Origin of the sequence: Asticcacaulis sp. EMRT-3 (assembly GCF_030027245.1) — a bacterium.
Classification (GTDB): Bacteria; Pseudomonadota; Alphaproteobacteria; order Caulobacterales; family Caulobacteraceae; genus Asticcacaulis.
This window is the reverse complement of sequence record NZ_JASERT010000001.1, coordinates 477,359-503,347: the sequence shown is the minus strand read 5'-3', so window position 1 is coordinate 503,347 and position 25,989 is coordinate 477,359. Positions and strand designations below refer to the sequence as shown.

The 25,989-nt window shown below is 59.8% G+C and carries 25 protein-coding genes; 10 read left to right on the top strand and 15 right to left on the bottom strand.

The window, feature by feature from the left end:
- Positions 1-41: 41 nt before the first annotated feature.
- Positions 42-1,856, bottom strand: coding sequence for an arginine--tRNA ligase (argS, locus tag QB905_RS02435; RefSeq protein WP_282972983.1), 1,815 nt, complete (start codon positions 1,854-1,856; stop codon positions 42-44).
- Between the two features lie 47 nt (positions 1,857-1,903).
- On the bottom strand, positions 1,904-2,602 hold the full coding sequence (locus QB905_RS02430; RefSeq protein ID WP_282972982.1) for a Tat pathway signal sequence domain protein: 699 nt from the start codon (positions 2,600-2,602) through the stop codon (positions 1,904-1,906).
- A 188-nt stretch (positions 2,603-2,790) separates the two neighbouring features.
- Here QB905_RS02430 and ispH point away from each other — a divergent pair, with 188 nt between their 5' ends.
- Both ispH and rnhA read left to right on the top strand, forming a co-directional pair.
- Positions 2,791-3,744 (top strand): 4-hydroxy-3-methylbut-2-enyl diphosphate reductase, encoded by a 954-nt coding sequence (ispH, locus tag QB905_RS02425; protein WP_282972981.1) that lies wholly within the window; start codon positions 2,791-2,793, stop codon positions 3,742-3,744.
- Between the two features lie 9 nt (positions 3,745-3,753).
- Positions 3,754-4,206: a ribonuclease HI gene (rnhA, locus tag QB905_RS02420; protein ID WP_282972980.1), complete on the top strand. Its 453-nt coding sequence runs from the start codon at positions 3,754-3,756 to the stop codon at positions 4,204-4,206.
- Between the two features lie 1,153 nt (positions 4,207-5,359).
- Here the strand turns inward: rnhA and QB905_RS02415 are convergent.
- From QB905_RS02415 to QB905_RS02390, 6 genes are all read right to left on the bottom strand, one after another.
- Positions 5,360-5,647: a hypothetical protein gene (locus QB905_RS02415; protein ID WP_282972979.1), complete on the bottom strand. Its 288-nt coding sequence runs from the start codon at positions 5,645-5,647 to the stop codon at positions 5,360-5,362.
- A gap of 110 nt (positions 5,648-5,757) precedes the next feature.
- On the bottom strand, positions 5,758-6,399 hold the full coding sequence (locus QB905_RS02410) for a dihydrofolate reductase family protein (RefSeq protein WP_282972978.1): 642 nt from the start codon (positions 6,397-6,399) through the stop codon (positions 5,758-5,760).
- Positions 6,400-6,429: 30 nt separating this feature from the next.
- Positions 6,430-7,401, bottom strand: a complete 972-nt coding sequence (locus tag QB905_RS02405) for a bifunctional helix-turn-helix transcriptional regulator/GNAT family N-acetyltransferase (RefSeq protein ID WP_282972977.1) — start codon at positions 7,399-7,401, stop codon at positions 6,430-6,432.
- A 151-nt stretch (positions 7,402-7,552) separates the two neighbouring features.
- Positions 7,553-7,762, bottom strand: coding sequence for a cold-shock protein (locus tag QB905_RS02400; protein ID WP_282972976.1), 210 nt, complete (start codon positions 7,760-7,762; stop codon positions 7,553-7,555).
- Positions 7,763-7,962: 200 nt separating this feature from the next.
- Complete coding sequence (locus tag QB905_RS02395; RefSeq protein WP_282972975.1) at positions 7,963-9,450, bottom strand: DUF1593 domain-containing protein; 1,488 nt, start codon at positions 9,448-9,450, stop codon at positions 7,963-7,965.
- 72 nt (positions 9,451-9,522) lie between these two features.
- A complete protein-coding gene (locus QB905_RS02390) occupies positions 9,523-10,053 on the bottom strand; it encodes a gamma carbonic anhydrase family protein (protein WP_282972974.1) in 531 nt (176 codons plus the stop codon).
- Positions 10,054-10,376: 323 nt separating this feature from the next.
- On the opposite strand from QB905_RS02390, the gene QB905_RS02385 reads away from it, so the two are divergent.
- Positions 10,377-11,150: a PhoH family protein gene (locus tag QB905_RS02385; RefSeq protein WP_282972973.1), complete on the top strand. Its 774-nt coding sequence runs from the start codon at positions 10,377-10,379 to the stop codon at positions 11,148-11,150.
- A 93-nt stretch (positions 11,151-11,243) separates the two neighbouring features.
- Here QB905_RS02385 and QB905_RS02380 read toward each other — a convergent pair whose 3' ends face one another.
- From QB905_RS02380 to cytX, 3 genes are all read right to left on the bottom strand, one after another.
- Positions 11,244-14,330, bottom strand: a complete 3,087-nt coding sequence (locus QB905_RS02380) for a TonB-dependent receptor domain-containing protein (RefSeq protein ID WP_282972972.1) — start codon at positions 14,328-14,330, stop codon at positions 11,244-11,246.
- Positions 14,331-14,523: 193 nt separating this feature from the next.
- The gene (locus tag QB905_RS02375) at positions 14,524-14,964 is read right to left on the bottom strand and encodes a hypothetical protein (protein ID WP_282972971.1); all 441 of its coding nucleotides are present in this window, start codon (positions 14,962-14,964) and stop codon (positions 14,524-14,526) included.
- Positions 14,965-15,053: 89 nt separating this feature from the next.
- A complete protein-coding gene (gene cytX, locus QB905_RS02370; RefSeq protein ID WP_282972970.1) occupies positions 15,054-16,370 on the bottom strand; it encodes a putative hydroxymethylpyrimidine transporter CytX in 1,317 nt (438 codons plus the stop codon).
- Positions 16,371-16,757: 387 nt separating this feature from the next.
- Here cytX and thiC point away from each other — a divergent pair, with 387 nt between their 5' ends.
- Both thiC and QB905_RS02360 read left to right on the top strand, forming a co-directional pair.
- The gene (thiC, locus tag QB905_RS02365; RefSeq protein WP_282972969.1) at positions 16,758-18,593 is read left to right on the top strand and encodes a phosphomethylpyrimidine synthase ThiC; all 1,836 of its coding nucleotides are present in this window, start codon (positions 16,758-16,760) and stop codon (positions 18,591-18,593) included.
- A gap of 65 nt (positions 18,594-18,658) precedes the next feature.
- Positions 18,659-19,069 (top strand): endonuclease domain-containing protein, encoded by a 411-nt coding sequence (locus QB905_RS02360; RefSeq protein WP_282972968.1) that lies wholly within the window; start codon positions 18,659-18,661, stop codon positions 19,067-19,069.
- Positions 19,070-19,218: 149 nt separating this feature from the next.
- Here QB905_RS02360 and QB905_RS02355 read toward each other — a convergent pair whose 3' ends face one another.
- On the bottom strand, positions 19,219-19,602 hold the full coding sequence (locus tag QB905_RS02355; RefSeq protein WP_282972967.1) for a MerR family transcriptional regulator: 384 nt from the start codon (positions 19,600-19,602) through the stop codon (positions 19,219-19,221).
- A 67-nt stretch (positions 19,603-19,669) separates the two neighbouring features.
- On the opposite strand from QB905_RS02355, the gene QB905_RS02350 reads away from it, so the two are divergent.
- The 4 genes from QB905_RS02350 (at position 19,670) to QB905_RS02335 (ending at position 21,763) form a co-directional block, all read left to right on the top strand.
- Entirely contained in the window at positions 19,670-20,413 is a 744-nt protein-coding gene (locus QB905_RS02350) for a glutaredoxin (protein ID WP_282972966.1), read from the top strand.
- 240 nt (positions 20,414-20,653) lie between these two features.
- Positions 20,654-20,800 carry a hypothetical protein gene (locus tag QB905_RS02345; protein ID WP_282972965.1) on the top strand — a complete coding sequence of 49 codons (147 nt, stop codon included), beginning with the start codon at positions 20,654-20,656 and terminating at the stop codon, positions 20,798-20,800.
- Positions 20,801-20,863: 63 nt separating this feature from the next.
- On the top strand, positions 20,864-21,187 hold the full coding sequence (locus QB905_RS02340; RefSeq protein WP_282972964.1) for a hypothetical protein: 324 nt from the start codon (positions 20,864-20,866) through the stop codon (positions 21,185-21,187).
- An 81-nt stretch (positions 21,188-21,268) separates the two neighbouring features.
- Positions 21,269-21,763 carry a hypothetical protein gene (locus QB905_RS02335; protein WP_282972963.1) on the top strand — a complete coding sequence of 165 codons (495 nt, stop codon included), beginning with the start codon at positions 21,269-21,271 and terminating at the stop codon, positions 21,761-21,763.
- A 17-nt stretch (positions 21,764-21,780) separates the two neighbouring features.
- On the opposite strand, the gene QB905_RS02330 is transcribed toward QB905_RS02335, so the two are convergent.
- A complete protein-coding gene (locus QB905_RS02330; protein ID WP_282972962.1) occupies positions 21,781-22,569 on the bottom strand; it encodes a helix-turn-helix transcriptional regulator in 789 nt (262 codons plus the stop codon).
- Between the two features lie 102 nt (positions 22,570-22,671).
- Between QB905_RS02330 and QB905_RS02325 the strand changes: the two genes are divergently transcribed.
- On the top strand, positions 22,672-23,439 hold the full coding sequence (locus tag QB905_RS02325) for a class I SAM-dependent methyltransferase (RefSeq protein WP_282972961.1): 768 nt from the start codon (positions 22,672-22,674) through the stop codon (positions 23,437-23,439).
- Between the two features lie 2 nt (positions 23,440-23,441).
- Here QB905_RS02325 and QB905_RS02320 read toward each other — a convergent pair whose 3' ends face one another.
- Positions 23,442-24,701 carry a DUF3422 domain-containing protein gene (locus tag QB905_RS02320; protein WP_282972960.1) on the bottom strand — a complete coding sequence of 420 codons (1,260 nt, stop codon included), beginning with the start codon at positions 24,699-24,701 and terminating at the stop codon, positions 23,442-23,444.
- A 39-nt stretch (positions 24,702-24,740) separates the two neighbouring features.
- On the bottom strand, positions 24,741-25,952 hold the full coding sequence (gene manD, locus QB905_RS02315; protein ID WP_282975553.1) for a D-mannonate dehydratase ManD: 1,212 nt from the start codon (positions 25,950-25,952) through the stop codon (positions 24,741-24,743).
- Positions 25,953-25,989: the final 37 nt, after the last annotated feature.

The following is a 25,989-nucleotide window of genomic DNA, read 5'->3' as shown; positions in this document are numbered from 1 at the left end:
TGGCAATAGGCCATCATCCGTGTTATCCGTGGTCAAAAATCTTACATCTGTTCCGGCGCGGTCAGGCCCATGAGATCAAGCCCCAGCACAAGCTGACGCAAGCATAGCGACACCAGCGCCAGACGCGAGCCCTTCAACGCCACATCCTCACCGGCCAGCACCGGACAGGCGGCATAGAATTTCGAGAAACCCTGCGCCAGACGATAGACATGATCGGCCAGGATATTAGGGGCGCGCTTGAGATAGGTTTCTTTCAGCGCACCATCAAAAGCATCGAGCAGCAAGACCAGTTCGCGCTCGGCAGGTTCGGCCACCGTGATCTCGCCTTCAAACACCTGCTGATCGCGCGCCTTGCGCAGGATCGATTTCATCCGCACCGCCTGATAAAGCAGGTACGGCCCGGTCTTGCCCTCGAAGCTGGTGAAGCGGTCGAGATCAAAGATGTAATTGGTGGTGCGGTGGTTGGAAAGCTCGGCGAATTTCAGCGCCGCCACCGCCACCTGATGCGCCGTATCGGCGAACTCAGCCTCAGACAGCCCCTCGCCCAGCCCGGCCTCATGCAGGCGTTCTGTCGCCTTCGCCAGCGCCTGTGACAGCAGATCGTGCAGCTTCAGCGTGCCGCCGTCGCGCGTTTTAAACGGTGTGCCGTCCGGCCCGTTGACCGTGCCATTGGCGGCGTGTTCCAGTTCGCCGACCTTCGCATAACCGGCCAGATAGGCGGCGCGGAAGACCTGTTCGAAATGGCCGGCCTGTCGCTGATCGACGACATAAAGCGCCAGATCCGGGCCGAATTCCTGTTTGCGCTGCACGATGGTAGCCAGATCGGTCGTGCCATACATGGACGAACCTTCCGACGAGACGACCAGCAAGGGCGGCATCTCCTTCTTGTCGTCCGGGCGCGCCACCTGGATAATCTGCGCCCCCTGACTGGGCACCAGCAGGCCCTTTTCCTTCAGGTCAGCCACCATCGGCTCGATATAGGGGTCGGCATCGGATTCGCCGTTCCACAGATCGAAGCTGACGCCCAAAGCCGCATAGTCACGTTGCAGGGCTTCGCGTGATACGGTCACGAAATGCCGCCACAGGGCCAGATAGCCGCGCCGCCCGGTCTGTAGCTCTTTCGTGGCCTTGCGCGCCCGATCGCGGTAATCAGGATCGGCCTTGCCCTTATTGGACGCCAGCGGATAGAGGCGGCCGAGATCATCGAGGCTCACCGGCGGCTCGGCCGGATACTCCCCCTCAAACCCTGCGTCAAAATAGGGCAGATCGGGCTGTTCATCCGACAGGGCCACGATCAGCAGGCCCATCTGATAGCCCCAGTCGCCGAAATGGGCATCGCCCACCACCGTGTCGCCCATAAAGCGGAAAACGCGCTTCAGGCTTTCGCCGATCACCGCCGTGCGCAGGTGGCCGATGTGCATTTCCTTGGCGACATTGGGCCCGCCGAAATCGATGATCACCTTGCGCGGATGGCTCACCACCGGCGCGCCCAGCCGTTCATCGACGACAAGGGTGTTGGCGCGCTGGCTTAAGGCGGATTCCGACAGGATCAGATTGAGAAAGCCCGGCCCGGCAATGTCCGCCGATTTCAGACGGGAATCATGCTGGATATGGGCCAGAATGCGCGTAGCCACCTCGCGCGGATTGGCCTTGGCCTGCTTGGCCACCGCCAGCGCACCATTGCACTGAAAATCGGCCAGATCAGGCCGATCCGAAGCCCTGACGCGCCCGGCTGCGGCATCAAAACCCTTAGCAGCAAAAGCCTTGCCGGTCAGCGCGCTCAGGCCGTGACGAAAATCATGGGAGTTGTCGAACGATTCGGTAAACATCGGGCCATCCGGCGGGGTCAGTGACATCCCGCCGTCATAAGCACCCACCCTCGCCGTGACAAGGAAAAAGCGGCCTATTGCCCCGCGTCGTCGCTCTTGTTTTCCTCAGGGGTGACGTAACGGAAATGCTTGCCCTGACGGTTGAAGTCGGCCATTTGCGGCGTCACATCAAACCCGACCAGCACTTCAAAATTGGCGCCGGAAACGGTCAGGTCGGCGCGCGGGATCACAATATCCTCGATTCGCGTATTGACGTCCTGCGCCTTCTGGCCGGGAGCGAAGGTCACCGGCAGGTCGAATTCCTTCTTGGCCAGCACCGTCTTGTCGCGCTCGGTCACCGCCACCCAGTAATGATAGATCTTGGTGTCGCCATCGGCCATCGGGCCGCGGCCCAGCGAGAAGGAAATGTCCATGCCGACCAGAATCGGATCGGTGCCCTTATAGGCGCAATCGGAATTGACGCCATTGATCTGGCCGGTCCATTTCGCCGTGGTGGTCGATTCCTTATTATCCTGGAATTCCTCATAGCGGGCGGCATCGTACAATACCTTGACGTAAGGGCACGGCCCTTCGGCCTTGACCGCCTTCAGGTGCAGGTTGGTATTGCCCCACTCCTTGTCCTTCTTGTCCTGCTCGGCCCGGCTGTTATCCTGTCCGCCCTGACCGCCACCGGGGCCGCCGCCCATCTGGGCGTGCGCCACCATAACACCGCCAATATTGATTAGCAGACCAAGGCAAACCCCCGTCAGAATACGACGCATGACAACTGACATAGACTGTTGATCCCCTGATCTGGACAATGATGGCCGAATAAACGGCGCTTCGGCAGGATGTGTAGCGCCTCGAAACCGCTTTTCAAAGGGTTTTATGGAGCAGTTGCGGCCAAAGTGCGGCGGAAGATGTGTCAGACCGGGTGCCACAGGGTCTGGCGCAAGCCTGCGAAAGCGATTATGTGAGCCCTATGTCGCAAGTCTCCGTCAAAAAACCGCTCACCGTCTATCTCGCCACGCCACGCGGCTTTTGCGCCGGGGTGGATCGCGCCATCCAGATCGTCGAACGCGCGCTGGAGCGCTATGGCGCGCCGGTTTACGTCCGCCACGAAATCGTCCACAACAAGCATGTGGTGGATCGACTGAAAGGCCTGGGCGCCATCTTCGTCAAGGAACTGGACCAGTGCCCGCCTGACCGCCCGGTGGTGTTTTCGGCGCATGGCGTGCCGAAATCAGTGCCGGCCACGGCTGAGTCGCGCCAGATGTTCTATCTCGACGCCACCTGCCCGCTGGTCTCCAAGGTGCATGTCGAGGCCGAGCGCCACCATGCCGAGGGCCGCGAAATCATCCTGATCGGCCATGCCGGTCATCCCGAAGTGATCGGCACGATGGGCCAATTGCCCGCAGGCACGGTGAAGCTGATCGAAACGGTGGAACAGGCGCGCGCATTTATCCCGCAAGACCCCGACAATCTCGCCTTCGTCACCCAGACCACCCTGTCGGTGGACGATACCGCCGAGATCGTGGCCGCTTTGAAAGCGCGCTTTCCGGCCATCAGCGTGCCGCACAAGGAAGACATCTGCTACGCCACCACCAATCGTCAGGAGGCGGTGAAATCGATCAGCGGCGCTTGCGAACTGGTGCTGGTAATCGGCTCGGCCAAGTCGTCCAATTCGCAGCGTCTGGTCGAGGTGGCCTTACGTGCCGGCGCGAAGGCCGCGCATCTGGTCGATGACGCCAGCCATGTCGATTGGGCGTGGTTTGAGGATGTGAAAACGCTTGGCATTTCGGCGGGCGCTTCGGCACCGGAAAACCTGATCGAAGACCTTGTGGCGGCGGTGGCGGCGCGCTTCGATGCCAAGGTGATCGAAAATGCCGGGGTGCGCGAAACCGTCACCTTCAAACTGCCCAGGGCCGTGGCGTAAAACTGATCCATGACCGACCGCCCGAAAGTCCAGCTCTACACAGACGGCGCCTGCAAGGGCAATCCCGGCCCCGGCGGCTGGGGCTGCATCCTCGTGTCCGGCCTCAATGAAAAAGAGCTGTACGGCTATGATCCCGTCACCACCAATAACCGCATGGAGCTGATGGCCGCTATTCAGGGGCTGGAGGCGCTGAAAAAGCCGTGCGACGTGGCGCTGTATATCGACAGCCAGTATGTGCTGAAGGGCATGTCGGAATGGATCAAGGGCTGGAAGGCGCGCGGCTGGAAAACCGCCGACAAGAAGCCGGTGAAGAATGACGACCTGTGGAAACGGCTCGACGCCGCCTGCCAGCCGCACAGGATCAAATGGCACTGGGTCAAGGGCCATGCCGGTCACGAAATGAACGAACGCGCCGACCAGTTGGCCAACAAAGGCATTATCGAGGCCCGGAAGAGGGTGTAAGACGGGGGCGTAGGCGTATGGTGTTCCGCTTTGCGCCCAAAGGCGACACCATATCACAGGTTGCGCGACGAGCCAGAAACGGACATTGTTGACGCGGTCGCAAATATCCAAACTAAAGAAATCATTTCCTCGGAAGTTCGAGCCTCCACAAAATCCAGTGCAGGTCAGTAATTATAAAGAACGTAAAATAATGAACGCCATGAATGATTATATAAAGACGTTTCAGAAAGCTCCATACTGGTTATTTTGTTTGGTTTTTATAATTCTAATCGGCTTGGAATTTAACAGTAACCCAGGCATAAACACATACTTTTGGAGCCCTCCCAAAGGAAGTGCATTTGTGACAGCCGTTGGTTTTTTTGTCCCGACGACTGTGCCTAGGTGTGCTTCAATTAGCTGTGTTCCGCCACCCATTAAATTTCAAACGACATCAGGCGAAATATTGGAGATGAATTGCGAACCTAGCCCTCCCCTCAACATGTGTGTCCAGGCATCTGCTCTGGCAAGCCTAGGGTCCCCGACAAAGCCTGTTCGAGTTCAATATGTAGAAATAAAAAAGCTTTTGAATCGTAGCGTTGATAAAATTATCATGTCAATATCTAGTGGCCATAATATTTTGACTAGCTATAGTGAGAGATTGTCAGAAATAAGACATACCTATGTAAATAGTGGAAAATACGTTAGGTATGCCAAAAGAGAATATTTGAATTATTGGGACATCACGTTTTTCTTTATAAAAGATATATTCATTTGGGGCTTTTTCTTTATTTGTTTGATTGCAAAAATGACTGAGAAACGAGAGCAGGGTGATGCCTAGTTACGGTTTTATAATTTGTCCGTCTTCAAGGTTGATGGGACAAGCTGGCTCTCAAAATAACGGCGGGATTGATCTCCAGTTGGCATGAAATTAGGCCGCTTATTTGGGTGTTGCAAGCGGCGGCATTCGAGAGTCTTGCGTTTGATCTTCTGCCTTTGGTTGAGACTGGCCAGTAGGCCCTACCAAGTAGACATCGGCTGGCGTTACGTTGCCCAACTACTTCCGCTTTTTCTCTTTATAAAAGTGCGTTGATGTCTCTTATGGGCCAATAACCGACTTCGGCCCCGCACCCCACGCGGCAGCTCCATCCACAGCCAACCACCGCAGACGAGCCCCCTACTTCCCGATGATATAGGTAAACGGCTTGCCGCGCGATTCCGGGTTCCAGCCAGCCTCCATCGCTTCCCGGATGCGCAGGGCAACGTCGCTTTTCGATATTTTCGGGCGTTGCTGGTGCCGGTTCGGTGGCGGAAACGGATATTCCATCAGCAGGATTTTCTGAGGGTCTTCCTGGGGTTCGACCGCGATGCACAGGCCCTTGGCGCCATCAACCGTGGCCCATTGCGGCTCACGATGCACATGCCAGCAATAGGTGACGCCATCGATGACGGCAATATCGCTCATCGCCCGCTTCGCCTTCGCCACCATGATCGCCTGTCTCCTCTGACCCAATCTTTCCGCCCACATAGGGCCGCAGCCCGGCTGCGTAAAGCAGAAAGGCGCGGGCTATCGCTCTATCTGGCCAGAACAATATGGGTGGCGCGCTCGGTCGCTACGTGCTCGACGGTTCGGTAGCCCAGAGCGCGCAGATCCAGCCCGCTGAAAAGCGCCTCGCCCTGCCCCAGCACAACGGGCGCAACAGCGAGGTGAATCTCATCAACATGGCCCGCCTCAATATATTGCCTGACCGTCCGGGTGCCGCCGCCGATCTTGATGTCCTTCGCGCCCGCCGCTTCGCGCGCCATTTCCAGCGCAGCTTCGATGCCTTGCGTGACAAAGTGAAATGTCGTTCCGCCCAGCATCTCGATGGGCGGTCGCGGATAATGGGTCAGCACAAAGGTGGGCGCGTGATAGGGCGGATTGTCGCCCCACCAGCCTTTCCACTGATCGTCCGGCCATTCGCCGCGCGACGGCCCGAACATGTTACGGCCCAGGATGAAGGCGCCGAAACCGTCCATCGAGCTTTGCGCGAACCGGTTATCAGGGCCGGTTTCACCACCCTCTTTTCCCATCATCTGATGAAACATCCGCGTCGGGAAAATCCACTGAAAAAGGTCCTGCCCCCGCAGACCTAGCGGATGATCAAGGCTCTGATCCGTACCCGCCGCAAAGCCGTCAAGCGAAACGCTGAACCCGGCCACCCTTACTTTCGTCATTGATGTCTCCCTGTGCCTTGAGATTTTATATCAGGAAGCCACCTGATGGAATACGCCATCCTGCCCGAACCGCATGGCGACGTCGCACCTTGCGTAACGCGCGCCATAGGTGGCCATGATAGCGGCATCGTGGCGGAAGCCCAGCTTTTCATACAGATGGATGGCGGCGGCGCATTTCGAATTGGTCAGCAGATACAGGGTTTCCGCCTGCATAGCCTGCGCCCGTTCGATCATGGCCGCCAGCAGAAATTCGCCCGCCTTCATGCCGCGCGCCACTGAGCGCACACCCATCTTGGTCAGTTCGAACGCGCCCGGCCCGGTCTTTTGCAGGGCGCACGTCCCCACAATGCCAAGACCGGCCGCCTCAACAAACAGGATGGTGCCGCCGGGCTTGATGATCTTTTCGTCGGGGTGGCGTAAAACCTCAATGTCGGTGGCTTCCAGGCGGAACATGCCGCTGATCCATTCGGCATTGATCTCATGGAAATCCTGTGCCAGATCAGGTGTATATTCACGAATCTTCAACCCCGGCAAAGCCGCTTCGCCCGCCCGCGCATACAGGGAGCGCTCATCCAGCGCCGCCTCCACCCGGGCGATCTGGGCCAGAAAATCATGATCGAGCGTGGCGAACAGACTCTGCACCGCAGCTTCGATACGCGGCACCGCCATGTGTTTCGCACGCGCCATCGCCGCCTGACCATCGGAGGTCAGGTGGATGGTGCGGATGCGCTGATCCTCGCCTTTTTCGGACTGCACCAGCCCCAGCTCGACCAGTTGGCCGATGCCGCGCGTCATGCCCGGCTGGCTGACGCCCACCACTTCCACCAGTTGGCCGATGGTCAGGGGCTGGCGATCCAGCGCCATCAGCACGGGCATGTGCGCTGGCTGCACAGGCAGTCCGGCCTCGTTGACAATGCGCGCCGCGTCGGCCTGCAACCGTTCGGCCAGCCGCTTCAACCGGCTGCCCAGAAAAACGGCCCCCATTTCACTGACAATATCCATCTCAGGACTCACATCTATATGCTCAGTTATATAACGCGGTATATATAAACCAAAACCTTTTGGCAAGCCTATGAATCCGTATGGCAGACAAAGAAAAAGGCCGGATCGCGAGGCCCGACCTTTTCATCTCAAGCTTTCGCTCGAAAACGCTTTAGGCGACTTCGAGACGCTCAGCGGACATCTTGCCCGACTTGGCGTCGCGTTGCAGCTCATAGCTGACCTGCTGGCCTTCATTCAGGCCGCTCATGCCTGCGCGTTCGACCGCGCTGATATGAACGAACACGTCCTGGCCGCCGTCCGAAGGCGCGATGAAACCAAAACCTTTTGTGGAATTAAACCACTTAACTGTACCTGCGCTCATGATGAACCCTTTCAATGGTAAGTATTATACGTATTCGCGCAAATGCACGAATACCTCTCGATTAAATTTTGAATGGAAGGTTCGCCAGATGCGCTTGTAAGACGCCAAAACAAATCTACAGACAATATATATAGTCGGGCAAAACTCTTCTATTTTACTTTGCTGGATAAGTCAATCGAAGATTTTAGTTCGGCAATAAATCACGGCAATATGGTGACGATAATGCGCTTATAGCTGCTGAGCGGCGGCGTGCCCTTGTCGGTCACCTTCAGGATGAAATGCGCCGTTTCCGGTTTGGTGACCACGGTGGCCGTAAACCCGGCATGAACCACATCCTCCGCGCCGTCGATGGCGATCGGCGTTTTCCAGCTTCCGGCTTCGGGGTAGTTGAACCACAGATAGGTCAGGCTGTCGCCATCGGGGTCAGTGGTGCCTGCGGCGCTCAGCCCCACATAGTCGCCGGAATGCACGGTGAGATGATCGGGCGTGGCCAGCCTGATCTCAGGCGCATGATTGGTCTGCGCAAACGGCTTGACGGCCCAGTTCATGCGGGCGGCGAAGTCGTTCTGATAATCGTCACGCCAGCGCCACAGGGTAACGCGGAAATCCTTGAAGGTTTTCGCGCCCGGTTTGATCACGCGACCATAGTCGGAGGCTTCGTAAGGGGTGTAGCTGTCAACCGCATTCGACCAGATCGGGCGCGTTTCGGGCGTGATCGGAATCCCGCCTGTCACTTCATCGCCCAGCCCGGTCACCGAAGGCGTCTGCAATTCATAACGCCCGCCCCAGCCGCCGAAATCAGGGCGGTCAGGCACATTCAAACCGTTCGGGATCAGCCCGAGGAACGACGGCGTGTCGCCTTCCATGCCATAGCCGACATCGGGGTAAGCCGCGCCCAGCGGCCCGTGGCCCTGCTGGATGTTCTTCGCCAGCCAGCCATTGCTGATATGGCTGTTGTCGATCCCGTCGATGACGGTGTTATTGGCCGTCCAGGTGGCGTTGCTGTACGGGCCGACACTGGTGATGTAAAACAGGCCGGGGAAGGTCTTGCGCAGCCACGGGCCTGCATCGTCCTGATCCGAAATCGTATAGACGCGCAACTTGGCGACCAGACGCTTCATCTCGGCAGGACTTTTGGTGTTCTGCAAAGTGATCAGCGCCTGCGCCAGCGTGTTCACGCCACCCCAGGCCGTCACCCATAGCGGGCGCGGATCATTGGATTCGAGCGCCCTGACGATCAGCTCGGAACCGGGCGAGGCCTTGCCCCTGCCCGTGGCCCCCATGCCGTATCCGGGCTGGCCCACGGCCACCCTGGCCAGCAGGCTTTCGGCGGTCGGATAGCCGGTTTCGTTCAGCAGCAGATAGGAGCGCGCCTGGCCATAGGCATGGATGGCGCGGCGAATATCTTCGGGGTGGGTGTCGTTCTTCATCCAGACCGAGGTCGTGGCGATGATGCCTTCGATGTCGATCTCGCTGGAATAGACCATCAGCCTGACCATCGATTCGCTGTCATCCGGCTCACCGCCGATGTCGGTCAGAACGATCAGACGCTGCTTGTCGGCGGGGGCCGTGATCGGCGCGTGCGCAACGTTTTGGGCATAAGCGTCAGGTGAGACGGCGCTCAGGATGAGGGCTGCCAGCATGGCGGATGTCATCAGGCCCGGTTTCGCCGCTTTAAAAAGTTTCATGACTGTCTCCATACCGTGGCAATTTTTATTTATGCTGATCGCGCTATCATGATTTCCCGCGCCCGGAAACGCTCATTTACTGACTACCAGATCGCGTCTGAAGCGCCTTCCATTGCGCACATAGTGGGCGGCGGAGTGCCTGAGCTGGCCAATCTGTTCCGGCGTCAGGTCGCGCGCTACGCGGGCGGGCTGGCCCAACAGCAAAACGCCGTCGGGGAAGACCTTGCCTTCCGGCACCAGCGCGCCTGCCCCCACAATGGAATCCGCGCCGATCACCGCCCCATTGAGCACCACCGCGCCGATGCCGATCAGACTGCCATCACCGACCGTGCAGCCGTGCAGCACAGCCTTGTGGCCGACGGTCACGTCACAGCCGATCACCAGTGGCGAGCCGGGATCGGAATGCAGCACCGCCCCGTCCTGGATATTGCTGCGCGCGCCGATGATCATCGGTTCATTATCGGCCCGCGCCACCGCGCCGAACCAGATACTGGCGTCCTCGCCCAGATGGACATCGCCGATTACCTCAGCCGAGGGCGCGATCCAGTAGCGCTCACCTGCCGGTAAGACCGGGGTTTTGTCGCCCAGGCGATAAGTAGCCATTTGCATGAACCTTATGTGAAATGTGCATAACACGATTTTTTATTAAGACCCTGCTAACCATAGTCAACGAATCTGTTAGCGTCGGACTTAAGGGAATCAGTTCTCCCCTATAGTCCCTGACAAGACTATCGCTTCAAGGTGTAACCTGGAGTTTTCAGTGGTACGACGAGTGATTGACTCATCCCCCCACGCCTATCCTCCGCCCCCATCGGGCGATGGCCCTGACTCATGTGGCCATGCCCTGTCCTCCCCAAATCCTGTATCCGTATCCGAAGGCGAGCCTCTCATGGCCTCGCCTTTTTTATTGCCATAAGGAGCATCCAATGACCAAGCGAACCGTCAAACGCTTCATGCGCGAAGGCACGCTCGACGCCGAACAGTATCAGAACGACCCCAAGGTGCGCCGTCTGAATGTGCACAGCGGTGGCTCGACCTGGTCGCCGCTTGGTCATGCTAATGAGGATCGTGATCAGTCCTATGTCAAAACCATCAAGGCGAAATCCGAGGGCCAGACCGCCCTGCTTTCCGCCATTGATGAGAAAAACCTCGTCCTGGCCCTGGGCCCCGCCGGCACCGGCAAGACCTATCTGGCTATTGCGAAAGCGGTCGAGGCGCTCGAAGCCGGCAAGGTAGGCCGCATCGTCCTGTCGCGCCCGGCGGTCGAGGCCGGGGAATCGATCGGTTACCTGCCCGGCGATATGGAAGACAAGCTGGCCCCCTACCTGCGCCCGCTGTACGACGCCCTGACCGACCGTCTCAGCATGAAGCGCGTCAAGGCGCTGATCAGCGAGGGCCTGATCGAGATTGCGCCTGTCGGCTATATGCGCGGACGCACGCTCAACAACGCCTTTGTGGTGATCGACGAAGCGCAGAACTGCACCTACACCCAGCTCAAAATGCTGCTGACGCGGCTCGGCTGGAACTCGACCATGATCGTGACCGGCGACCCCAACCAGTCCGACCTGCTGACCGGCCTGTCGGGTCTGGCCGATGTCGCCGACAAGTTCGAGGCGGTCGAAACCATCGCCGTGGTGCGCCTGAAGGACAAGGACATTGTGCGCCATCCGCTGGTGGCCCAGATGCTCGGCGTTTTGTAAGCGCGCCAGCTTTAAAACCGGAAACGGCGGGCTTTGTGGCCCGCCGTTTTTTTATGCACTCTAAGCTTTTGTTTCTACACGCATCTGGACCCTCTAAAAGCTCTTATCCATGTGCAGGTAGAAGGTTCGGCCCAGATAGCCGTCATTATATTGGCTGGAATCGACCACATTGCCCAACCGGTCGGCCGAACCGGCATAGACGCCCTTGCCTAAGAGCGGCGCCTTGGTATTGGCCAGATTGACCACGCCGGCGATGACCGTCCAGTCTTTGGCGGCATAACGCACGGTCAGGTCGTGGGTGAAGAAATCCTTGGTGAAGGCGCGGTAATAGACCGTATTGGCATTATAACCGAAACCTGAGCCCAGCGTGCCGTCGGCGATGCTGGCGCTGCCGGTTTCGCCGTACAGGCCGATATTGCTGCTGGCGCCGGTATAGTTGACCGTCCAGGCCAGGGTCCAGGCATGATGGCTGAACCGGGTCTGTACATTACCCGCCCATTTCGGGTCGCCGATCGTACCGGCATAGTCGTAATTATCGGCGCCGGGGAACAATTGCTTGCGATGGTATTTGATGTTCGAAACCTGTGAGTCGATATGCAGTTCGCCAAACGGGAAACTGTGTTCATAGCTGGTGGTGAAATCGACGCCGCCGCTCTGCTCCAGCGGAATATTGCGATAGCTGGCATCGACCGTACTGATCAGGTGCGTCACCGGATCGCGGCTGAACAGGTCACAAAAGCCGGGCTGCGAGCGGAAGGTCGTGCTGGCATAACAGGCCCCGACAATGCCGCTGGCCGAACTGGTAATCTGGTCGGCTACGCTGATGCGCCAGAAATCGACCGCCAACTGGAAGCCGCTCAGCGGCGGGGTAACCACAAAGCCGAAGGTGGCCGAAGCCGAATGTTCGGGCTTCAGATCCTTGCCGCCGCCCGTCGTGACAGCCGCGCCAGCGCTGACGCCGTTATAAGAGCCGTTATAATTGCCGGGAATGCCATCGGCGGCGCAATTGGCGCGCACGGTGGCGCTCTGGTTCTGGCTGCCGTCCGGCCCCGTCAGATTGTAATTGATGCACGGATCGACCTGATTCTGATTATAAAAGGTCGTCTGGTCGTTGAGATACAGTTCATACAATGCAGGTGCGCGGAACGAGGTGCCATAGGTGCCGCGCAGACGCACACGGTTATCAAGCGCCCAGTTGAAGCCCGTCTTGTAGGTCCAGGCGCTGCCCACACTGTCATAGTTGGAGAAACGCCCCGACAGGCTGACGCTGAGGTTTTTCATGGCAAACTGGTCGCGCACCAGCGGCGCATTCAGTTCGAAAAAAGCTTCCGACAGCGTGTCCTGGCCCTTGGTCTGGCCCGCCGCCGACTGCCGCCAGGAATCACCACTGATGGCATATTGTCCCGGCACATCATTGATCTCATCGTGGCGGAAATTGACGCCAAAGACTGAGCCGAGCGGGCCTGCGGGCAGTTGCAGCAGGTCGCCGGTCATTGTGGCCTCGGCGATAAGCTGCGTATAGTCGGTCTTGCCCTTATCCTGCTGGAACAGATAGTCGGTAAGCGCTTTCGGCAGGTCGTTGTTCACCAGCAGATCGTAATTGAGCACCAGCGGCACGCAGCCAGCCGGAGCATCGGCATTACAGGTGCCGATATAGGTGGCCGCCGGTGTCTGCTCCGTACCGGTGACGGCCTCCAGCCGGTCGGTCGGGATCACGTCCGTGGTGTAGGTGCCGTGGCTTTTCGAAGCCGATACATAGGCGTCCCAGTGCCACCTGCCCATATCACCGCGCACCCCGCCAAGTGCACGCAGATAATCAACGGTCTGCACCGAATTGGCCGGGGCCAGCAGAAACGGCACAATCGTCAGCTTGGTTTGTGGCGCGCCGGTTTCATCGGAAATATAGAAGTTCGGATAGCCGGGCACAGGCAGGGCCAGGCTGACATTATTAAACGGATTGGTCGGATTATCGCCGCTGATATAGGGTGACAGGACGCGCGTGAAATCCTGTTCGGACGTGCGCTGGCCATACATCAGCTCGCCGTAAAGCTCGGCACCACCCGCCCAATCGGGGCGATAATGGCCCGATGCAAACAGCGACAGGCGCTTCACCGGCGAAACCACCGTGGCGGCCAGACCCTGTTTGGAATTGAAATTACGTTCAGCATAGGGGGTGAACAGATAGCCCGCCACGCCTTCGGGGGAAACGCCGGAGCCGTCCTTTGTGGGGGCGCGGCTGCCATGCAGGCTGCCGCCGATATTGGTATAGAGGCTGCCATAATAGTAGTAATAGGAATTAAGCGGTAAATAGGTGCCGACATAGCCGGAAAAACCCGCCGGGCCGAAGCATTTATAGGTGCCGGTATTGGGATCGATAATATCGGCGCGCTTGCCGCTGGCGTCGGTATAGTTATCCTGCGGACAGGCAAATTCCGACCGATCCGAATAACGCAGCGCCGTCTGGGTGTAATAGTCGGCTGAAACGAGGAAATCGCCCTTATCATAGGTCTTGCCGAACAAAAGGCTGGTGTCGTACTGGTCACCGCCGCCCTTTTGCGTGACGCGCGCATCGGCGCTGACAGTGGCCCCATTCACCTTGTCCCTGGTGATGATATTGACCACGCCCGCCACGGCGTCCGAGCCATAGATGGACGATGCGCCGTCTTTCAGGATTTCATAGCGCGCCACCAGAGATTGCGGAATGAAGCTGAGATCGACCGGCCCAACCGTGCCGCCCACACCCGCAGGCGGCATCCGGTGACCATTGAGCAAAACGAGCGTGCGTTGCGCGCCCAGGCCCCGCAGGCTGATCGTATTGATCCCGGCCCCGCCCAGCGGCACCTTGGCGGTGAAGGTGTTGTCGATCTGGCCCGATGTGGCGGCCACCGAGGCCGATTGCAGCACACCGGCGGCGCTGATCATGCCCGACAGACTCGATTTTTCGGCGCTGATAATCTGCACCGGCGCGTCGGACTCATATTCGGTGTGATGGAGGCGCGAACCGGTGACGATCACCTCGGTGGCGGGATCATCGCCGGAGGCTGTCGGAGCCTTACTCTGAGTCTGAGTCTGGCTCTGAGTCTGGACTTGAGTCTGGGCCAGGGCCGGAACGGCGACAACCGAACCCAGAACAGTGCCACTCAGCAGCCACAAGCGGGTCTGGCAGGGCGAAAGAAACATGACGCGACTCCATCGGGGGGTAAGGAGTTATACTCAGCAGCCGTATCGCGCCGCCGGGGCGCCACCAGACCTGACCGGCCTGCGGAATGCGAGACCGTGCGCATTATAGATTACAAATGATTAATTCACTGTTGCGCCGCAAAGCGAACACAGTTTCGCCCATTTGGTGCCCCGGCCAGGCGTGTTCGGAACTCTATTTTTTGTAATGAATGCGCACATCGTGCCAGATCGGCTCGAAAGTGGTGATCTGCCCGCCCTTCTGGCTGACCAGCACCTCATGGTCGGAAACCCACCCGGCGCGCACACTGGCCTTGTCGTCAAAGCTGACCACCGTATGCGGATCGCCGGAACCTCTGTCGATGCGGCGCATCATCAGCCGAATCTGCGGCTTGCCGCCCAGACAGGAGGTGGTGGCGATCGACAGCTCCATTGTGCCATTAGGCGAATTCAGCACCTGACCGGTTTCCCGGTTGCACAAAGGCGACGCCGCCTGATCGAACTGACGAAACACGAAAACGATCAGGGCGATAACGAGACAGATGGCCGCCAGCCCGGCATACCACCACCAGTGATGATGCTCTGCCGGATGCTTGTAGCCATGCGGCACATGGTGCGGTTCAGCCGTATCCGGCATTGTTGTTATCCTGTGGCCTCTGATCAGCCATGAGTCCTGAGCGCCCAATCGTCTGTGGATAATTTTATCTGCGTGACATTTCCGAAAGATTAAGGCGCAATCACCGGGCGGGTGAAAACCATGCGCAAGGCCCAGTAGATAAAGGCCGAAGCCGCAAAAGCCGGCAGGGTAGCGCCCAGAGCAGGCAGATAGCTCAGCACGTAATAATAGGTGGCGATGCCGCTGATCCAGGCCGCAAACGCCGCGACATGAAAGCCCTGCGTAAAGCCATAGGGCCCGGAAATCGTGAAAATATCAGCCTCGATACGGCGGCGGCGGATGATGAAATGATCGACCAGCAAAACCCCGTAAAGCGGGGTGAACACCGAACCGATCATATAGAGGAAGCTCATAAACTGATCCATCGCCACGAACAGCGCGATGCCGGTGCATAAGATACCAAAGCCGATGGCGAGGTGCTTGATCTTCACCTTGACCACCGTGGCGGTTGAGGTCGCGGCGGAAAAGATGTCGGCAAACACATTGTCGGTTTCGTCGATCAGCACCAGCAGCAGCGCCAGTCCGCCGCCCGCCAGCGCCAGCGCCGACAGCAATTGCCCCTGCATGTCGGACGCCGTCAGCCCATAGGCGGCCCCCAGCGCGTAAAACCAGATATTGGCCAGCACATAGCCTGAGGCCGAGCCGCGAAACACGCCTTTCGCCGTTTTGCCGAAGCGCGCATAGTCGGCGATCAGCGGCAGCCATGACAAAGGCATGGCCACCACCAGATCGATGCCGCCCGGCAGGGATAAGGCCCCCGTGCCCGCCCTGTGCCACATCGCCACCCAGTCATGACCGCGCAGCAGGGTCACCGTCATCCACGCCGCGCCGAGCAGCAAAATCCACAAGCCCCAGTGGCGCAGAAACCGCCGCACGAAACTCAACGGCCCCATCACCGCCAGCCCTGTGGCCGCCGCGCCAAACAACAGCGTCCAGACCACGGGCAGCGACACGCCAAACACCTTGCCAGACAGGGTATTGGCGGCGTCACGCATCACGATGATCTCGAACGCGCCCCAGCCGATCAGTTGCACCACATTGAGCACAGCCGCCGCATGAGCGCCGCGCACGCCCAAGGCCGGACGCAAGGCGGCAATGGTGGCCAGCCCCGTATCGGCCCCGACGACACCGGCCAGCGCCAGCAGAACCGCCCCCACCGCGCTGCCGATCAGGATGGCGGCAAAGGCCTGCGCCAGCGAAAGCCCAGGCACCAGCAGCGCCCCGCCCTGCAAGACCAAAAGGCCGATCCCCAGCGAAAACCACAGGGAAAACGCATCACGTCCGCTCAAGGTGCGCTTGTCCGGCGGCACCGGGGTCAGCGGGTCATAGGCGTCGTGATCGGACAGGGAGGAAGGTTCGGCAGCCATGTGAAACTTTACAAATCGGGCAAAAAGCACAGCCTTAACCATGCCCGCCGCCCCCTGCAACAACAATGCGTAACCGGCCTTTCTTCGCTTGCTCCGCCGCTGCCATGCGCCTATTGTCCCACGTAGTTCACCGGGGTGTCCGCGCAGTAAGGCGGGCTGAGACGGAGGCTGGAGCGTTTTCCCAAAAAGTGGTTCCACTTTTTGGATCAGAAAGAGCGACCAGATAATCTTGGAACATTTTCATCTGAAAATGTTCCGGCGCTCCAAACCCGCCGAACCTGATCCGGGTCATGCCGGCGAAGGGAGTTGGATACGCTTAATCTGGCCGCCAATGGTCAAGCGCCCGCACTTAACGCGCATGATCCCTTGTTTTATAAGGGATTTACAATGAACAAACCTACCATCCAAAAACCGGTTACGGTCGAGGCCTCGCCCATTCCCGGCTCGCACAAGGTCTATCAGCCGGGTACGCTCCACCCTGATATTCGCGTGCCGTTCCGCGAAGTCCGCGTCCATCCGTCGGCCAACGAAGCCCCGCTGACCATCTATGATTCGTCGGGCCCCTATACCGAAGAGGGCTTCACGCCCGACATTGCCAAGGGCCTGCCGCGCCTGCGTGAACTGTGGATCGTGGATCGCGGCGATGTGGAGTATATCGACGCCCGCGAGGTCAAACCCGAAGATAATGGCAATGTGTCCGAAGGCGCTCTGGCTCCGCAATTCCCTAACCTGCCCAAGGTTTTGCGCGCAAAGGACGGCAAATCCGTCACCCAGTTCGAATATGCGCGCCAGGGCATTATCACGCCGGAGATGGAATATATCGCTATCCGCGAAAACCTGCGCCGCGCCGAAAATGCTGAAGTGATCCGCGATGGCGAGGATTTCGGGGCGGAAATCCCCGACTATATCACCCCTGAATTTGTCCGTTCCGAAGTGGCCCGTGGTCGCGCCATCATCCCGGCCAATATCAACCACCCGGAAGTCGAGCCGATGATTATCGGCCGCAATTTCCTTGTGAAAATCAATGCCAATATCGGCAATTCGGCGGTCACCTCCTCGATGGAGGAAGAGGTCGAAAAGATGGTCTGGGCCATCCGCTGGGGCGCCGATAATGTCATGGATCTCTCGACAGGCCGCAATATCCACAATATCCGCGAATGGATCATCCGCAATTCGCCCGCCCCCATCGGCACCGTGCCCATCTATCAGGCGCTCGAAAAGGTGAACGGCGTCGCCGAAGACCTGACCTGGGACGTGTACCGCGACACATTGATCGAACAGGCCCAGCAGGGCGTCGATTATTTCACCATCCATGCCGGGGTGCGGCTGGCCTATATCCACCTGACGGCGAAGCGCGTTACCGGCATTGTGAGCAGAGGTGGCTCGATCATGGCCAAATGGTGTCTGGCCCACCATAAGGAAAACTTCCTCTACACGCACTTTGACGAAATCTGCGACATCATGCGCGCCTATGATGTGTCGTTCTCATTGGGCGACGGCCTGCGCCCCGGTTCGATCGCCGACGCCAATGACGCGGCGCAATTCGCCGAACTCGATACGCTGGGCGAACTGACCAGGATCGCCTGGGCGAAGGGCGTCCAGTGCATGATCGAAGGCCCCGGCCACGTGCCGATGCACAAGATCAAGGCCAATATGGATAAGCAGCTCAAAACCTGCGGCGAAGCCCCCTTCTATACGCTTGGGCCCCTCACCACCGACATCGCGCCGGGCTATGACCACATCACCTCGGCCATCGGCGCGGCCATGATCGGCTGGTACGGCACGGCCATGCTCTGCTACGTCACGCCCAAGGAACACTTAGGCCTGCCCGACCGTCAGGACGTAAAGGACGGGGTGATCGCCTATAAGATCGCCGCCCACGCTGCCGATCTGGCCAAGGGCCATCCGGCTGCGCGCCTGTGGGACGACGCCATGAGCCGCGCCCGCTTCCAGTTCCGCTGGGAAGACCAGTTCAATCTCGGCCTCGATCCCGAAACGGCGCGCGCCTTCCACGACGAAACCCTGCCGAAAGAGGCGCATAAGACGGCGCATTTCTGCTCGATGTGCGGCCCGAAATTCTGCTCGATGAAGATCAGTCAGGAGGTGCGCGACTACTCCGCCGCCATGACCGATAACGAACGCGCCGATATTGAGGCTGGCATGGAGGGCATGTCGGCTAAGTTCCGCGAACTGGGCTCGGAGATCGACGTGCCGGCGGAGTGAGTTGAGCTTACCCCCACCGTCGGCTGCGCCGCCACCTCCCCCAGGGGGGAGGAGGGTGTTTGGCCTTGCCAAAAAGACGGTGGTATCATACCTTCCTTGAAATGGCCTCCGAACTCGCAAAACCGAAACACAAACAGGCCCGCGCCTTGCGTAAAGCCATGTCGCCGCCGGAGGTTCGCCTGTGGCTGCGCCTGCGCTCACGTAAAAACACCGGCCTGACCATCCGCCGCCAGCATCCGGTTGGGCCCTACATTCTCGATTTCTTTTGCCCGGACGCCATGCTGGCCATTGAGGTCGATGGCGCGCAACACACCTTTGATGAAGCTATCGCCTATGACGCGCGCCGTGATAGCTGGCTATTAAAGCAAGGCATTGAAACCCTGCGTATCCCCGCCGTTTACATCATGCAGGATCCGGACGCCGCCGCCGAATACGTCCTCATACAAATCCACGAGCGCCTAATCCAAAGACCATGAAACACCCTCCTCCCCCCTGGGGGAGGTGGCATTTCGTTCTTACGAAATGACGGTGGGGGTGCTGCCCGCCTTACCCCCCACCACCGCTTCGCGGTTCCCCTCCCCCAAGGGGGAGGAGGATTATCCTAACGGCCCACCCGAACCTCGCCTCACCCGCCGTCAAAGGCTGTCAAGATCGGGCACGGCCCGCTGGAATGGGCGCAGGCGTCGGCCAGCCGCTCCAGCGCCGTGCGCGCCGCCACCATCGCGGCAATCTGCGCATCAAGCGCCGCAATCCGCGTCCGCGCCAAAGCGCGCGCCTGATCGCGGTCTTCGGTCGCGTCCAGCGCCAGCAAGTCGCTAATCTCTTCCAGCGTAAAGCCCGCCGCCTTGGCCTGACGGATAAAACCGAGCCGCCGCACGGCGTCCTCGCCGTAGCGCCGCCCGCCCGCCGTGCGCGGCGGCACCGGCAGCAGGCCCCGCCTCTGATAATAGCGCACCGTTTCCACGCCGACACCGCCCTTACGCGCCAGGTCTGCAATCCGCATCGTCATTACGCTTGACTCCGTACCATAGTACAGAAGGTAAGCTCCTCGCCATCAGCTTTCAAGCGAGACGGATATGACCGCGCCAAAAACTGCCACCCTTTATCGCATGGTGATGCCCAGCCACACCTGCCCCTATGGGCTGAAGGCGTTGCATCTGCTGAAAAGCAAGGGCTTCACCGTCGAGGATCGCTGGCTGAAGACGCGCGAAGACACCGATGCCTTCAAGGCGCAGCATGATGTCAAAACCACGCCCCAGACCTTTATCGACGGCGCGCGCATCGGCGGTTATGATGATCTGCGCCGCTATTTCGGCCAGAAAGTCGCCGATCCCAAAGCCACCAGCTATAAGCCGGTCATCGCTATCTTCGCCGTCACCGCCCTGCTGGCCCTGGCGGTCAGCTATGCCGTGTCCGGCACGCTGTTCAGCCTGCGCACGCCCGGCCTGTTCATTGCCTTCAGCATGGTGGTGCTGGCCATTCTCAAGCTGCAAAACCTGGAAAAGTTCTCGACCATGTTCCTGAACTACGATTTGCTGGCCAAAAAATGGGTGCCCTATGGCTATATCTATCCGTTCGCCGAATGCGCGGCGGGCCTGCTGATGGCGGCGGGCGCGCTGCACTGGCTGTCGGCACCGGTGGCCCTGTTCATCGGCACGGTCGGGGCCATATCGGTGTTCAAGGCCGTCTATATCGACAAACGCGAACTGAAATGCGCCTGCGTCGGCGGTGATTCCAATGTGCCGCTCGGTTTTGTGTCCCTGACCGAAAACCTGATGATGATCGTCATGGCCGTCTGGGTGCTGGTCATGCCCGCCTGATGAACCCTGACTGACTTGCATCACAGCCGCCTATGCCCTATATAGGTGACATCAACGACGATATGTCCCCCAGAGGGCATAGGTTCCAGATTGCGCAAACGCGCCGCGAGCCTCATGTTTTTCACGTCATTTCCGTTTGATCGCCGCGAGATTTTGCGTGGCTGTTCCGGCTTTTGATTCCAATCGCCTTCATTATAAAAAAGACCGTCAGGGTAAAACCGGCGGCTAAGGATTATTCTTATGCAAGTTCAACACAACAAGACCACCTCCCACCACCCGCACACCGATCTGCGCCTCATAACGGCCCGCACCGAACGCGCCACCCCCGTCTTTATGGGTTTCTCGCGCCGTGAACTGCGCCGTCTGGTGGCCGAACAAATCGGCTGATCCCGCAAGCTTATCGCTTCCTGATGATCATGCTGTCAGGTTGTGGACAAAGGAGTCCCCCCTATGGCGCGTAATACCAACCCCTTCATGCTGTGGTTCGATTTCAATATGGAGGCCGCTGCCATGCTGACAGCCTCCGCCGAAGTCATCGCCCAGCGCACAACACGCATGGCGACGGCCAGCCTGCCTTTGTCAGCGCGTGATCAGCGCGAATTTACCAAAATGAGCGCCGAAAAGGGCGAGGCCGCGTTTGAAAGCCTGATGGCGATGGGCATGGCGTCGATGGCCTTGCCTTTCAACGCCAGTTCGGCGCTGAAAATCGCCCATGCCGGGCTAAAGCCGGTCAGCCGCCGCGCTCAGGCGAACGCGAAGCGCCTGCGGACGTAATTCACTCCCTTTTTTAAGGACATAGACTTGCAAGGCCCGAAAGCCCTCTATAGGTTCGGCCCCGTGAAAATGTGCAAGTCCATGTTTCTGTTAATGATGTCGAGCGTCCTTTTGGCGCTGGCCCCCGCGCCTGCGGCCCTGGCCGCGAGAGCTGCGCCGCACCACAAGGCCCCAAGCCATAAAACGGCAGCCCATAAAACCACGGCCCATAAAACCCGCCATCCGGCAAAATCCCGCCACGCCACGCACAGACGCGCCACGCCCAGCAAGTCGGCTCAAACCGAAGCCAAATTGCGCGACCAGACCGATAGCTTTGTGAGTCTGATCAAGACCGGCCAGCAAGACCTGACCGATGCCCATATCGCCTGGACAGCCCAGCGCCCGCTGATCGCCTGCCAGCGCGCCCGTTCGGCGCAAAGCCAGTTTGGCAAGGCGCAGGACACCGTCGATTCTATGGTCAAAATCGCCGAAGACGACAAGGCCGATACGGCACCGCTGAAGGCGCTCTACCCCAAGACCAGCGAACTGCACGCCCGGGCGCAGAAACTGATCGGCCTGACCTGTATCGGAGGCTGATAACCGCTTCTGAGGCTCTATCCGCCCGCAGCAACCTCCGCCAGCAACACGATCAGACGCAGGTCAGCAAAGCCTGAGGGACGCAAGGTGAATTGGCGGTGGCGCGCCTCGCCCTGATCCGTGTGAAACACCCGCAGGCCGCCTTCGCGTTCCAGAACGGCCTGCGAGGCCCAGGCCGCCTTGAAATCGGCGCTGGCATGGCTCAGTTCCTCGACCAGCGCGCGGCGCACCGGATCGGCGGGCGCATCGGCAGTGTCGGCGCGGAATTCCGCCACCAGCCGCACCGCGCGCGTTTCCCAATCGGCGATAAAGCTGCGCGCTTCAGGATCAAGGAAGACATAGCGCAGCAGATTTCTTTCCGCACCGCCCAGCCAGCCCGTAAACAGGCTTTGTGCCCCTTTATTCCATGCCACCGCGTCCCAGTGGCGATCCAGCACATAGGCCGGTGCGGTCACGGCTTCCACCAGCGGGGCAATCTGGTGCGGATCGGACATTTGCCCAGCGGCCACCACCGGTTCGCCGCGACCGGCCAGAATGAACAGATAGCTGCGTTCGGCGCGCGACAGTTTCAGCCCCCTGGCGATGGCCCCCAAAGTGGCGGTGGAAATGGCCGTGGTGCGCCCCTGTTCGATCCAGGTGAACCAGGTCGGGCTGATATGGCACAGGGCGGCGGCTTCTTCGCGGCGCAAACCGGAGGCGCGGCGGCGCTTTCCCGGCGGTAATCCGCACGATTCGGGCGTCAGCCGTTCGCGGGCGGCGCGGATAAAGGCACCCAGTTCACTGGTATCAGGATGGCTGGCGGACATGGATAACTCCTGAACTGTCACCTCTTATACCACCATAAGATACCATCTTGTACCCCCTTAAATTCGGGATATGCTCGCCTCCATCGCAAGGAGCTTTTCCAAATGACCGACCATTCCCAGACCGTGCACAACCAGTTCGATCCGCAGGCCGCCGCCTATCTGACCAGCCGCGTTCACGCAGAAGGCCCCGATCTGAAGCGCGCCGCCGAGACGGTCAGCGCCGCCATCCCGGCCTATAAGGGCAAGGGGCTCGATATTGGCTGCGGCGCCGGTCATCTGGCCTATGCTTTGGCCCCGCACCTGAACTGCACCGTGGCCTGCGATCCGTCACCGGCCATGCTGGCCACGGTGGCGCAAACGGCTAAGTTGCGCGGCCTGACCATCGAAACGGTACAGGCCAGCGCTGACGCCCTGCCCTTTGCGGATGGCGAATTCTGCGTCGTCGCCTCGCGCTATTCGGCCCACCACTGGCGCAATCTGCCGGTGGCGCTGAAGGCGATGCGCCGTGTGGTCAAAACCGGCGGCTATCTGCTGATGATCGATGTGCTGGGCGACGAGGATGATCTGGTCGATACCCATTTACAGGCCATCGAAGTGCTGCGCGACCGCTCGCACCTGCGCAATCTCAAGGCGTCGCAATGGCGCGATCTGATCGCTGCGTCCGGTTTCGAAATGGTTGAGGAAGCCGACTGGCCCCTGCCGCTCGATTTCAGCGCCTGGGTGACGCGGATGCGCACCTCCGACCAGCGCGCCGCCATGATCCGCACCCTGCTCGACGAGGCCCCCGCCGAGGTGCGCGACGCCCTGAAGGTGCAGGCCGACGGCTCGTTCACGCTGAAGACGGGCCTGTTCTGGGCGAAGGCGGTATAGGCCTATTCCGCCGCGCCCTCGATCGTTTTCTTGCGGCGCGTGATGAACAGCCAGGCCAGGGCGATGATGGCCACGATCAGCGGCGCATAAAGAAAATGCGCCAGCTTTTCGTGCCCGGCCAGCAGCGGATCAAGCGCATATTTGACGAGGTTGAACACATAATAGCTGACGGCGAAGACCGATAAGCCTTCGACCAGAGCCGACAGTTTCATTTGCAGCCGGGCGCGCAGGTCCATGCTTTTGAGCAGGCTCTGGTTCTGCACCTCCAGCGAGATCGAGATACGGGCGCGCAGCAGATCGGACGCCCGGCTTAAGCGCACCGACAGGTCATCCAGCCGGCGCGACGCCGCCTCACAGGTGCGCATGGCGGGCTGGAGTCTGCGCTCGATAAATTCCTGCATGGTGGAATGGCCCTCGACGCGGCTTTCGCGCAGCGAAACCAACCGGTCGGAGGTCAGGCGATCATAGGCTTCGGTAGCCCCCTGCCGGAAGCGCACGGCATTGGCGCGGCTTTCCACCTCGGCCGACAGCGTCATCAGCCGTTCCAGCAAAACCTCCTGCGAGGCCGATTGCGCCGCCATATCGGCCGTCACCGTCGCCAGCCGCGCCTCGGCGTCTTTGAGCCAGCCCATCAGATCGCGCGCCACCGGAAAGCCCAGCAGGGCCAGCTTGCGATAATGGCCGATCTCGATCAGGCCTTGCAGCAGACGGGAAAGTTCGTCGTTTTTCAGCCCCTTATCCTGCACATAGATGCGCCCTGCACCGCCTTCATGGGCGCGGAAGTCGCTCCAGATGCGCGCCTTGTGATCGAACACATCGCAACAGACGGCCTGAGCGAGGTCGATGACGCCGCTGAACTGGGCGGCCTTGGGTTCATGGGCCATCACCACGATTTCGACCGAGCGGAACACCTGCCCCGGCGCCCCTTCCAGCCAGGCGAAATCCTCGGTGCGCAGACTGCAAAAGCCAAGCCCTTCGCGCAGGGCGGCGCGTGGATCGAGGGCGAGGCTGAATTGCAGCCAGGTCGAAAATTCGCCGTGTCGCTCCCAGATCATGCCGCCTTTCGGCGTTGTCTCGGCCAGCCGGCCATCGACGGGTGTGCCCAGGCTGTTGACCCATTCTGTTTCAGCCGCCCGTTCATCGTCAGAGACGAGGCACAGCCAGCTTCGCACCACGGCGGGGGCCGTGAACAGCGGAATGGTGCGCGCGTGCATCAGCTCGCTGAGCTTGGCGCGTAAGCTATGGTCTTCGGAGCGTGGCATGGTGGTTTGTGACCTTGTTATTATATCCGAAGCGTACGTCTACCAGTTCCACATGCTGCCGTCTTCGAGGCGGGCAATCGGCAGTTGCTTGGGCGCATACGGGTATTTGGCCGCCAGCTTTTCATCAATGTCAACGCCGTGACCAGGGGCCTCACCGGCATAGAGGTAACCGTCGGCGAAGCGGTAATCGTGCGGGAAGACCGCGTCGGTTTCGGGCGAATGGCGCATATATTCCTGAATGCCGAAATTGGGCACCCAGGTGTCGAAATGCACCGCCGTGCCCAGCGTCACCGGCGACAGATCGGTAGCGCCGTGGCTGCCGGTGCGCACCTGATAGACAGCGGCGAAATCGGCCACGCGGCGCAGGTGCGTCACCCCGCCCGAGCCAACAATCGTCATGCGCAGATAATCTATCAGTTGTTCGCTGATCAAATCCTTGGCGTCCCACAGCGTATTGAAGATTTCCCCGACGGCCAGAGGCGTGGTGGTATGTTGACGGATCAGGCGGAAGGCCTCCTGATTTTCAGCGGGCGTGGCATCTTCCATCCAGAACAGGCGGTAGGGTTCCAGATCCTTGCCCAGCCTGCCCGCCTCAATGGGCGTCAGGCGATGGTGGACATCGTGCAGCAGGTGGATGTCGTCGCCATGATCGGCGCGCAATTGTTCAAACAGCTTGGGCGCGAATCTGAGATAGGAGGCCGTATTCCACAGGGTTTCGGTGGGCAGGGCCGCATCGGCGGGCTCGTAATACATATCGCCGCGCCCGACGCCATAAGCGCCCTTGACGCCCGGAATGCCCGACTGGGCGCGGATCGCCTTATAGCCGAGGTCGCGGTAATGGCCGACCTGTTCGGAAGTATGGGCGATGTCCGTGCCATTGGCGTGGCCATAGACCAGCACGCCATCGCGCGAACGCCCGCCCAGCAGATCATAGAGCGGCATACCCGCCATCTTGGCCTTGATGTCCCACAAAGCCACATCGACGGCGGCTATGGCGCGCATGGTGACCGGCCCCCTGCGCCAATAGGCCCCGCGATAGAGATATTGCCAGATGTCTTCGATGCGGCGCGGATCGCGGCCGATCAGGGTGGGGATGACGTGGTCTTCGAGATAGGCCACAACCGACTTTTCGCGGCCATTCAAGGTGGCGTCGCCTATGCCATAGACGCCCTGGTCGGTTTCGATCTTCAGCGTGACGAAATTGCGTCCGGGCGAGCAGACAATGACGCGGGCTGCGGTAATTTTCATAATAGGTCTCTCAAACTTTCGTTCGTTAGGTTTTACCCCT